At 67.5% G+C, this 9,642-nt stretch carries 10 protein-coding genes; 4 read left to right on the top strand and 6 right to left on the bottom strand.

The features are described from left to right. The coding region (locus tag VNJ47_13290) for a thioesterase family protein (protein HXG29807.1) at window positions 1-553 on the bottom strand (553 nt) is incomplete at its 3' end. A 127-nt stretch (window positions 554-680) separates the two neighbouring features. On the opposite strand from VNJ47_13290, the gene VNJ47_13285 reads away from it, so the two are divergent. Together VNJ47_13285 and VNJ47_13280 are read left to right on the top strand one after the other, a co-directional pair. Further along, the gene (locus VNJ47_13285; protein ID HXG29806.1) at window positions 681-1,586 is read left to right on the top strand and encodes an oxidoreductase; all 906 of its coding nucleotides are present in this window, start codon (window positions 681-683) and stop codon (window positions 1,584-1,586) included. 517 nt (window positions 1,587-2,103) lie between these two features. Next, the gene (locus VNJ47_13280) at window positions 2,104-3,606 is read left to right on the top strand and encodes a wax ester/triacylglycerol synthase family O-acyltransferase (GenBank protein HXG29805.1); all 1,503 of its coding nucleotides are present in this window, start codon (window positions 2,104-2,106) and stop codon (window positions 3,604-3,606) included. An 18-nt stretch (window positions 3,607-3,624) separates the two neighbouring features. Here VNJ47_13280 and VNJ47_13275 read toward each other — a convergent pair whose 3' ends face one another. The 4 genes from VNJ47_13275 to VNJ47_13260 all read right to left on the bottom strand — a co-directional run bounded on the left by VNJ47_13275 (window position 3,625) and on the right by VNJ47_13260 (window position 6,148). Next, entirely contained in the window at window positions 3,625-4,191 is a 567-nt protein-coding gene (locus VNJ47_13275; GenBank protein HXG29804.1) for a YceI family protein, read from the bottom strand. Window positions 4,192-4,232: 41 nt separating this feature from the next. Then, window positions 4,233-4,787, bottom strand: a complete 555-nt coding sequence (locus VNJ47_13270) for a YceI family protein (protein ID HXG29803.1) — start codon at window positions 4,785-4,787, stop codon at window positions 4,233-4,235. A 14-nt stretch (window positions 4,788-4,801) separates the two neighbouring features. Beyond that, window positions 4,802-5,359 carry a cytochrome b gene (locus VNJ47_13265; GenBank protein ID HXG29802.1) on the bottom strand — a complete coding sequence of 186 codons (558 nt, stop codon included), beginning with the start codon at window positions 5,357-5,359 and terminating at the stop codon, window positions 4,802-4,804. A gap of 78 nt (window positions 5,360-5,437) precedes the next feature. After that, a complete protein-coding gene (locus tag VNJ47_13260) occupies window positions 5,438-6,148 on the bottom strand; it encodes a phosphoadenylyl-sulfate reductase (protein HXG29801.1) in 711 nt (236 codons plus the stop codon). A 200-nt stretch (window positions 6,149-6,348) separates the two neighbouring features. Between VNJ47_13260 and VNJ47_13255 the strand changes: the two genes are divergently transcribed. Both VNJ47_13255 and VNJ47_13250 read left to right on the top strand, forming a co-directional pair. Then, window positions 6,349-6,882 (top strand): zinc ribbon domain-containing protein, encoded by a 534-nt coding sequence (locus tag VNJ47_13255; GenBank protein ID HXG29800.1) that lies wholly within the window; start codon window positions 6,349-6,351, stop codon window positions 6,880-6,882. Between the two features lie 102 nt (window positions 6,883-6,984). Then, on the top strand, window positions 6,985-8,325 hold the full coding sequence (locus VNJ47_13250; protein ID HXG29799.1) for a cytochrome P450: 1,341 nt from the start codon (window positions 6,985-6,987) through the stop codon (window positions 8,323-8,325). 12 nt (window positions 8,326-8,337) lie between these two features. On the opposite strand, the gene VNJ47_13245 is transcribed toward VNJ47_13250, so the two are convergent. Continuing rightward, a partial coding sequence (locus VNJ47_13245) for an NAD(P)/FAD-dependent oxidoreductase (protein ID HXG29798.1) occupies window positions 8,338-9,642 on the bottom strand: 1,305 nt, incomplete at its 5' end.

The raw sequence follows: 9,642 nt of genomic DNA, 5'->3' as shown, positions 1-9,642 counted from the left end.
GATCGGCGATGGCGATGACATGGCCCTCGCTGGCCGTACCGCTGTCGCGCATTGCGGTCTCGACCACGATCTCGCGTACCGACGTATTCGTGAACGGCAGCGTGCCGCGCAGCCAGCGCGACTCGAAATGCTGGGTGAAGGCCGGCGTCACGCCGGGGACATGGCGGAACGGAATGGCGTGCGTGTCCGGCACCGTCGGCTGCTGCGGCGCCAGCGACACCACGGATTCACGGGCGGCGCCGAATACGGCCACGACCAGCGCCAGCGTCTGTTCGCCGTCGAGGATACGCGACTCGACATGCGTGGTGCTCTTGCCGCTGCGCAGCACGCGCGCCTGCGCCTGGACCGGCCCGCCGGGCACGGGCGCGGCGAACAGCACCTGTAGCGTGCGCAGCGGCAGTTCGGGCACCAGCGTGCGCATGGCGCGCACGGCGACCGCCACCTGCAGGCCGCCGAACACGCTGCGCCCCTGCAACCAGTCTTCGCCTACGTCCAGTGTGCACGAGCCGGGTGCGAGTTGCGCGCTGCGCATCAATGCCGAAAAGGGCAGCATCCGTTCGACTCCTGGGGTGTTTGCCTCAACAGACTGCCAGTGTAACGTGCATGCGCGCTCATGCGGACAGGGTAGGCATTCGGATTACCCTGCACGTAGTCTGTGGACGGATGGGTGAGGAGATGCAATGAATAGACCTTGGACGGCGCAGAATATCCCTGCGCTGCACGGGAAGCTGGCGCTGGTCACCGGTGCCAATCGCGGGCTTGGGTTGGAAATCACGCGCGCGCTGGCCCGCGCCGGCGCGACCGTGATCTTGGGCTGCCGCGACAGGGCGAAAGGCGAGGCGGCCGCGCGCCAGCTGTGCAGCGAGATTCCCGGCGCGCGGCTGGAGGTCATGGACGTGGACCTGGCGGAGCTAGCGTCGATCCGCCGCTTCGCGGAGGCCTTCGGCGCGCGCTTCCCGCGGCTCGACATCCTGTGCAACAACGCCAGCGCCATCCTCGCGCCGTTCGGGAAGACCCGCGACGGCTTCGAGATGCACCTGGGCACCAATGTCATCGGTACCTATGCGCTGACCCTGCGCCTTCTCGATAGCCTGTGCGCCGCGCCGGGTGCGCGCGTGGTGAACACCGCCAGCCTGGCACACCGACTGACGCCGGGTCTGGATTTCGACGACCCGCATTTCGAGCGCAAGCCGTACCGGGACATGGATGCCTACGGCAAGAGCAAGCTGGCGACGCTGCTGTTCACGTTCGAGCTCGATCGCCGGCTCAAGCGGGCCGCAGCCCCGGTCATCGCGGTGGCGGCACATCCCGGTTACACCGCAACCAACCTCGACCTCGGCGGTTTCTTCATGCGGCTGTCCACGCGGCTGTTCGCCCAGCCGCCAGCGAGGGGCGCGTTGCCGGCGCTGTATGCCGCGACCGCCGCGGGCGTCGCCGGCGGCGACTACTACGGGCCCGGGGGGTTCAAGCAGCTGAAGGGCTTCCCGGAGAAGGTGGACTGTCGGCCCGAGGCCCGCGATCCGCAACTGGCCGCTAGGCTCTGGGCGCTGTGCGAGCGGCTGACGGGTTTGCGCTACCCGCCCTGAGGCATCCCAGTCGCGCGCGACACCCAGCCTGTCGTGATCCGGCGACAGGCGGGCGCCAGTGATGGCGTCGGGCAGGCCGAAACTGTCGCCGGCGAGCGACATTTTTGCCCGCCATGACCCTTGCATTCCAACAATTTTTTGCTATTTATACTGGTTCTCCTGCGCACTTCCGCCAGTGGCACGGAAGTTGCCAAATCAGACCGCCTGTACACCTGCAAGACGTATGGAGGTCGGTCATGAAGCAGACGCGGGCTCGCAGAGCGCCACACAACCACGCGACACATGCTTTCCGCCCCTGGGCGCATCCCCAGGGGGGGCACTTCGGCTCTGCCCGCGGCAGGGGCCGGGCACGGCCCTCGCGCTGCTTCCGTGACACCCGCCGCTGGTCGACGCGGATTCTCTCGGGTATGGCGGCATTGATCGACATGAATCTGTCGCTGGCACGTCATCTGCAGGGTTCAGGCTGAGCCCGGCGTGCAAAAGGAGGTTCCTCACAGGACTCAAGAGGAGGTGCAAAATGAAAAGAATCGGCTTGCTGGACAGTGCCTGGCTGCTGCTCGAACGGCCGGAGACGCCGATGCATGTCGGCGTGCTGATGCGTTTTTCGCCACCCGCCGACGCTCCTCCCGACTTCGCGCAGCAGCTGGTTCAGAAGCTGCGCTCGTCCACCAGCGCCGAATCGCCGTGGGATTTGATCCTGCCGACGCAGCGTCTGCGTGGCCTGATCCCGCTGTGGTTCCATGAGTGCTACCTGGACATGGAGCACCATGTGCAGCTGCACAGGCTGCCCAGCAACGGCGCCGTGGCTCCCCTCGATGCCCTCAGCGAACAGCTCGCAGCCCTGCACGGCCAGCTCTTGGACCGCACGCGTCCACTGTGGGAATGCCACGTCTTCGAGGGATTGCCGGGCGGCGAGCTGGCGCTCTACATGAAGGTGCATCACGCGCTGCTCGATGGCATCGCCGGCTCACGGCTCATGGAGTCGGTTTTTGCGCACACGCCCGACACGCGTGGCCTGCCGCCACCCTGGGCGCCGCACCCGTCGCCCGCCATTGCCGACCGGGTTGCGCCACTGCGCGCGGCCGACGGGGGGGCTCTGGCGCCGGTCGCCGGGCACGCCGCCCCCGTGCCCGGTCGTGGTGTGCTGGCCTATCTCGGCCAGGCGGCGCGCGAGCTGGCGCGCGCGGCGGTCAGCCATGCCGACCAGCTGATGACGCCGTACCGCACGCCGGCGGCACCCTTCAATCGCCCGGTCACGGCGCGGCGCGCCTATGCGCTGGAGCGCTGCGATTACGCCCGCATCCAGCGGCTGGCACAGCTGGGCCAGGTCTCGAGCAACGACGTGGTGCTGGCCGTATGCGCCGGCGCACTGCGGCGCCTGCTGGCAGACCTGGACGTGCAGGGTGCACCGCTGACGGCGGCGGTGCCGGTTTCGACACGGCCACGCGACGACCACCGGCCCGGCACCGGCACGGCGCTAAGCTTCTGCCTGGCGAACTTGGGCACCGACATCGCCGACCCGCGCACCCGGCTCAAGGCCATCCACGCCTCGACCCGCCGCGCCAAGGAGCACCTCGGCCGCCTGCCGCGCGCGGCGCTGCTGCCGTACACCGCCACGCTGATGCTGCCTTTCCTGGTGGAGCAACTGTGCGGCTGGGGCGGGCGACTGCGGCCGATGTTCAACCTGGTCATCTCCAACGTGCCGGGGCCGAAGACGCCGCTCTACCTCGAAGGCGCGCGGCTGGAGGCGGTGTACCCGCTTTCACTGCTGTTCCATGGCCAGGGCCTGAACATCACCTGCCTGCGCTACCTCGACCAGCTGAGCTTCGGCTTCACCGCCTGTCCGGATGCGCTGGCGGGCACGGAGTCGCTGCCGGGCTATGTGCGTGAGTCGCTGGCGGAGCTGGAGAGCGAGCTGTCGTTCCCGCATCGCGTCGCCAAGCGTCCCCGCCGGCGCCTGCCGGCGCAGACGCCGGTGGTTGCGGCTGCTCCCGTAGCGGCGGCCGCGGCGCCACGCTGAGCGCCGCGGCGCGCGGGGTCAGGGCTGCCGGTGGGCCTCGACCTCGATGCGCAGCGTGACTTCCTCGCCGACGCTGGGCGAATAGGTGCTGATGCCCCACTCCGAGCGCCGGATGGTGGCATGGCCATCGGCGCCGCAGGCGGGGATTTTCTTGAGCGGATGCTCCTTGCAGGCGAAGCGGGTCACGGTGAGCGTCACCGGCCGGGTCACGCCGTGCATGCTCAGGTCGCCCTTGACCGCCACCAACCTGTCGCCTTCGAAGCGGAAATCCTTCGAGGTGAAGCGGATGGTCGGGTACTTCGCGACGTCGAAGAAATCGTCCTTGAGCAAGTGTTCGTTCAGCTTGTCCACGCCGGTGGAGACCGAGGCGACGTCGATGGTCACGTCGGCCGTACCCGATTTCCTGGCCAGGTCCAGGGTGATCGTGCCCCGGGTCTTGTCGAAGCGGCCGCGAAAGGTGGAGAAGCCGAGGTGGTCGATCTCGAAGCTGGGGAAGGTATGCGTCGGGTCGATCACGTATGTGTCAGCGGCCCGGGCGGTGCCGACCATGATCAGCAGGGCCAGCAGGGGAACGATCTTTTTCATGAGCGGCTCCTTCGGCTGATGCCGATGTCTTGAGGGGAAATTCAGCGCGGCGGCCCGAGCACGAGCCGGAAGCGGACCGGCACTTCGTTGGCGACCAGATCGTCCTCGTTCCACTCGCCGCCGCCGATGCCGAAATCCGTGCGCCGGATCGTGAACTCGCCGCTGGCCAGCAGCGTGCCGTCGGGCTGCGGCTGGAGCGTGAATGGCACGGCGACCTCGCGCGGCTGGCCCTTGATGCTGAGCCGGCCCCTGACCTCGTAGCGGCCGTTGCCGAGCGCGCGGACCCCGCGGCTTCTGAACGTGGCCTTCGGGAAGCCGGCGGCATCCAGCCAGGGCCTGGTCAGCGCCTCGGCATCGGCGTCGGGCTCGCCGGTGCTGAGGCTGGCAATGTCGACGCTGATCTCGGCCGTGCCGGTCTCCGGCCTGGCCGGATCGAGATCGATCCTGGCTTCGAAGCGCCTGAAATGGCCGCTGACGCCCGCGCCCATCTGCGTGACGGTGAAACCGATCTCGCTTTGGTCCGCCCGCAACGGCCGTTCGCCGGCCAGGGCGGGTGCGGCGGCGAACAGCAGCAGGGCGATGGCGCGCAGGCGCATGGCGGAACCCCGTCCTATTTCGGTGGCGACAACCCCGGCGTCATGCGCGCGAGCACCGCATCGCGGTCCACGAAGTGATGCTTGAGGGCGGCCAGGACGTGCAATAGGACCACGCCGAGCAGGATTTTGTTCAGCGTCTTGTGCACGGCCTCCAGCGCCGCGCCCAGCGGCGGGTCCTTGGCCAGCAGGTCCGGAATGGGCAGTACGCCGAACAGCACGGTCTGGAAGCCCTTGGCCGAGCTCATCAGCCAGCCGGACAGCGGCACCGCGAACAGCAGCAGGTAGAGCAGCCGATGCGTGATCTCGGCCGCGCGCCTCTCCCAAGGCACCAGCGTGGCCGGCAGCGGCGGGGGCGGTGACCACAGCCGCCAGCCGAGGCGCAGCGCGACCACCGCGAAGATCGTGACCCCGAGCCACTTGTGGTAGGCGAACAGCTTCACCCGCGCGGGCGAAACCGGCAGGTCTTGCATGTAGAAGCCGAGCGTGTAGGCGCCGATCAGCAAGACCACCACCAGCCAGTGCAGGGCCTGAGCCAGGCTGCCGTACTGCGTCGATGTGTTGCGGAGTGGCAAGAATCTATCCTGTCGCTTCTTTGCCTTTGCTCGTTGTGGGTGGGCCCGCGGACGCGGGCCCATACCAGCGCGTAGCACTTATAAGTGCAGGCCGCATTCGGTCTTTGGCTTGTTCACCCAGCGCCCGCTGCGGCCCTCGCCCTTGACCGTGCAGTGCGTGCAGCCGATCGAGGCATAGCCCTGCGCCACCAGCGGATGAAAGGGCAGGTCATGCTCGCGAATGTAGGCGTCGCGCTGTTCGCGCGTCACGTCGATCATCGGGTTGAACTTGATGATGCCGCGCCGTTCTTCGAAGATGTCCAGCCCCGCGCGGTGGTCGGTCTGCCAGCGCATCAGGCTGGACGCCCAGATCTTGTAATTGGGCTTGATCGCGTCGAGCGGCTCGACCTTGTTGATCGAGCAGCAGAAGTCCGGGTCGTTCAGGTAGGTCTTGTCGTTGACCGTGAACTGGTGCTTCCAGTCCTCCGCGCGCACGTCGAACACCTGCAGTCCGAGCTTCTCGATCAGGTACTGCTTGTATTCCAGCGTCTCCGGAAAGTGGTAGCCGGTGTCGATGAAGGCGATCTTCTGCCGCGGCTCGATGCGCGAGATGATGTGCAGGAAATAGGCCGAAGTGGCGGCGAACGAGGAGGTCACCAGCACCTCGTCGGGCGAATAGCTCTGGTACAGAAGCCGCAGCCGCTCCTCGAAGTGCAGCGGTGCATAGCGCTGGTTCAACGCCGCAATCTCGGCCGCGGTCAGGCCGGCGCTATTGGTGGCGACAATTTGCTGTGCAGTTTGTGCAGACATCGTCATCTTCGACCAGGGCTCTTGCCCAGCATTTCGGACGTTATTCTACAGCCTTCTATGGGCCGCAAAGGCTTAGCTTCGAAACGTTATAAGTAAATGCATTACCCGGCTGCCGGTCGGTGCCGCGTGGACCTCGCACTGCCGGAAGGCGCAGAATCGCCAAGTGCCAGACAAGCCGCCGGTACGCCTTGGAGGCCTGTATGAAGAAATGCCCCTACTGCGCCGAATCCATCATGGACGACGCCGTCAAGTGCCGGTACTGCGGGGAGTTCCTGACGGGCGCACGGCTCGTGGCGCCGCCGGCGGTGCTGCTGCGCATGGGGGGCTATGAATACAAGTCCAGCCTGACGCTGTTCGGCCTGCCGCTCCTGCACCTGGCCAGCGGCATCGACCCCGCCACCGGCAGGCCCCGGGTGGCGCGCGGCATCATCGCCGTTGGCAATGTCGCCGTGGGCATGTTCGCGATGGGTGGTCTGGCGCTCGGCGGGATCAGCTTCGGCGGCGCCAGTATCGGTCTGCTGTCGATCGGTGGCTTTGCGCTCGGTGCCGTGGCGTTGGGCGGGCTGGCCATCGGCGCTTACCTCGCGTTGGGCGGGCTGGCGTTGTCGCTGGCCTATGCCGTCGGCGGCGGCGCGCTGGCGCCCTGCGCCTTCAGTGGCGCGGGCGGTGATCCGGCCTGCTTCCAGCCGCTGCTCGACGCGCTGCGCGCCTGGGGCGCCGGCTTGCTGCGCTGACCGGAGGCGGCGGTACCCCGCCCGGTAATCCGGGCTGTCCTCACACGCATCGAGACACAGGGCGGTGCTAACCTGTGGTTCGGCCCTGCAGCGGAGCGTGCCGTGACTGAAACCGTGATGCCGGCTGGCGCCGCCGGGCGCCTGCGCGAGATTCCCGGCGACCCCGGCTGGCCGCTGGTCGGGCGCAGCCTCGAATTCCTGTTGCACTTCGACACCGCCATCCGCCGGCGCTACGAGCGCTACGGCGAGGTGTCCTGGACCATGGGCTTCGGCGAGCGCTTCATCGCGCTGCTCGGCCCGGACGCCAACCAGTTCGTGTACCAGAACCGTGGCGATCTGTTCGCCAGCGCCGGCTGGGAGTTCTTCCTGGCGAATTTCTTCCGCCGCGGGCTGATGCTGCTGGACTTCGACGAGCACCGCATGCACCGGCGCATCATGCAGGCGGCGTTCACGCGCGAGGCGCTGGCCGGCTACCTGCAGCTGATGAACCCCGGCATCGCCGCCGGCCTGGCGGCCTGGCAGCCGGGCGAGGGCTTCAGGGTCTTCGATCATCTGAAGGCGCTGACCCTGGACCTGGCCAGCGTGGCCTTCATCGGCCATAGCCCCGGCCCGGAGGCCGCCGCACTCAACAAAGCCTTCCTCGACACGGTGCGCGCACCCACCGACGTGATCCGCTACCCGCTGCCATTCACGCGCTGGCGGCGCGGCATCGTCGGGCGGCGCGTGCTGGAGGATTTCTTCCACCGCGAGCTGCCGGCCAAGCGTGCATCGGCGACCGGCGACCTGTTTGCGCGCCTGTGTCATGCGCGCACCGACAGCGGTGAGGCATTCTCCGACGAGGACGTGATCAACCACATGATCTTCGTGCTGATGGCGGCGCACGACACCAGCACCATTACCCTGACCAACATGATCTACCACCTGGCTCGCCATCCGCAGTGGCAGGGTCGCCTGCGCGCCGAGAGCCGCGCGCTCGGCAAGGCCGCGCCGGACCACGACGACCTGGCCAAGCTCGGCAGCATGGCGCTGGTGATGAAAGAGGCACTGCGCCTGTGCGCGCCGGTGCCGGCCATGCCGCGGCGCACGACGCGCGAATGCGAGTTCAAGGGCTACCGCATCCCGGCCAACCATCTGGTCCAGGTCAGCCCCTGGTTCTCGCACACGATGCCCGAGTACTGGACCGAGCCGCTGCGCTTCGACCCGGAGCGCTTCAACGAGTCACGCGCGGAAGACAAGCGGCACCCGTTCCTGTTCGTGCCCTTCGGCGGCGGCGCGCATAAGTGCATCGGCATGCACTTCGGCGAGATGGAGGTCAAGGCCGTGCTGCACCAAATGCTGTTGCGCTTCCGCTGGAGCGTGCCCGAGGGCTACGAAATGCGGCAGGATTTCACCAGCCTGCCGATCCCGAAGGACCGGCTGCCGGTGCGGCTCGAGCGACTCTGATTGCGCGGGTGCTCAGACAGGGTCGGGCAGCGGCCGTGACGCGACGCCCTTCGATTCCGACGGCTGCCAGGTCTTGAGCAGTTTCCACAGCTTCGACTGGGCGGAGCCGAGCAGGGCCGCGGTGGTCAGCACGCCGCCCATCAGCGCGCCGCCGACGCCGGCAGTGACCACGTCCTGGCCGGTCAGGTACAGGCCTTTCACCGGCGTCACCGGGTGCAGCCAGTCCTGGCGGAAGCGCTGCGGGTCGTGGTCGAGGCCGTAGATCTCACCGCGGTCGTAGAGGTGGAACCATTCGGTGGATAGAGGCGTCGCCAACTCGTAGAAATCCACCGCGTCCCAGAGCTGCGGCATCTGCTCGTACAGGCCGGCCAGCATGCGCTTGGCCAGCCGTGCCTTGAACGCCTCGTAGTCGGCGCCGCGCTGGTTCCAGGTCGTGCCGCGCCAGCGCTCGAACCATTCGTAGGGCGCCATGGTGATGACCTGCACCGTGCTCTTGCCGGGGTAGTGGTTGTCCCACTCCGGGTCCTTGGCGGACGGGAAGGAGACGTAGAGCAGCGGGAAAGGCGCATCGGGATTGCTGCGGAAGGCCTCGACGTTGCGCTCATGGTGCGGCGTCGGATAAATCCAGAGATTGGTCTTGGGCAGCTTGAGATCGGCGGCCGAGCCCTTGCAGCCTATAAACAGGCACAGCGTGGAGCCCGAGGGCTTGACGGTTTTCAGCTTGTCCGCATAGCCATGCTTGAGGCGCTGCTCTTCCGGCAGCAGCTCGCCATAGGTCAGGCGCGCGCCCACGGAACTGATCACCTGGTCCGCGCGCAGCGTATCGCCGTTGTCCATCAGTACGCCACAGGCGCGGTCATTCTCGACCAGGATCCGCTTCACGCGGGCGTAGGTGAAGACCTCGCCGCCGCCGGCACGGATCACCGGCGTGATGGTATCGGCGATACGCCAGGAGCCGCCCACCGGGTAATTGCCGCCACCGAGATAATGCTTCACCACGGAGGCATGCATCATGAATGTCGCTTCGGCCGGCGGCATCCCGTAGTCGCCCCACTGGCCGGTGAGGACGCCGATGAGCTCCTGGTTCTGCGTCAGTGACTCCAGCACCTCGCGGGTCGTCAGCAGGCATTGCTTCGGCACCAGCCAGCGGCGACCCTTGTTGTACAGCTTCGCCAGCGCCGGCGGCAGCGCCTGGCCGGCAAAGAACGGCCGCGCCGCCACCGACACCTTGTAGACCAGCTCGACATAACGGCGGATGGCCTCGGCCTCGTCCGGGAAGTGCCGCGTGAGCTCATCGATGAAGTTCTGTTTGCCGGC

Source organism: Nevskiales bacterium (genome assembly GCA_035574475.1).
Lineage (GTDB): Bacteria > Pseudomonadota > Gammaproteobacteria > Nevskiales > DATLYR01 > DATLYR01.
Note: the sequence above shows the minus strand (reverse complement) of the source record. Positions and strands in the feature narration are given on the sequence as shown.

Bases quoted from the DNA above. Each gene is read 5' to 3' on its own strand.
- VNJ47_13285 (HXG29806.1), top strand. From the start codon at position 681: ATGAATAGACCTTGGACGGCGCAGAATATCCCTGCGCTGCACGGGAAG.
- VNJ47_13255 (HXG29800.1), top strand. From the start codon at position 6,349: ATGAAGAAATGCCCCTACTGCGCCGAATCCATCATGGACGACGCCGTC.
- VNJ47_13260 (HXG29801.1), bottom strand. From the start codon at position 6,148: ATGTCTGCACAAACTGCACAGCAAATTGTCGCCACCAATAGCGCCGGC.
- VNJ47_13280 (HXG29805.1), top strand. From the start codon at position 2,104: ATGAAAAGAATCGGCTTGCTGGACAGTGCCTGGCTGCTGCTCGAACGG.
- VNJ47_13270 (HXG29803.1), bottom strand. From the start codon at position 4,787: ATGCGCCTGCGCGCCATCGCCCTGCTGCTGTTCGCCGCCGCACCCGCC.
- VNJ47_13275 (HXG29804.1), bottom strand. From the start codon at position 4,191: ATGAAAAAGATCGTTCCCCTGCTGGCCCTGCTGATCATGGTCGGCACC.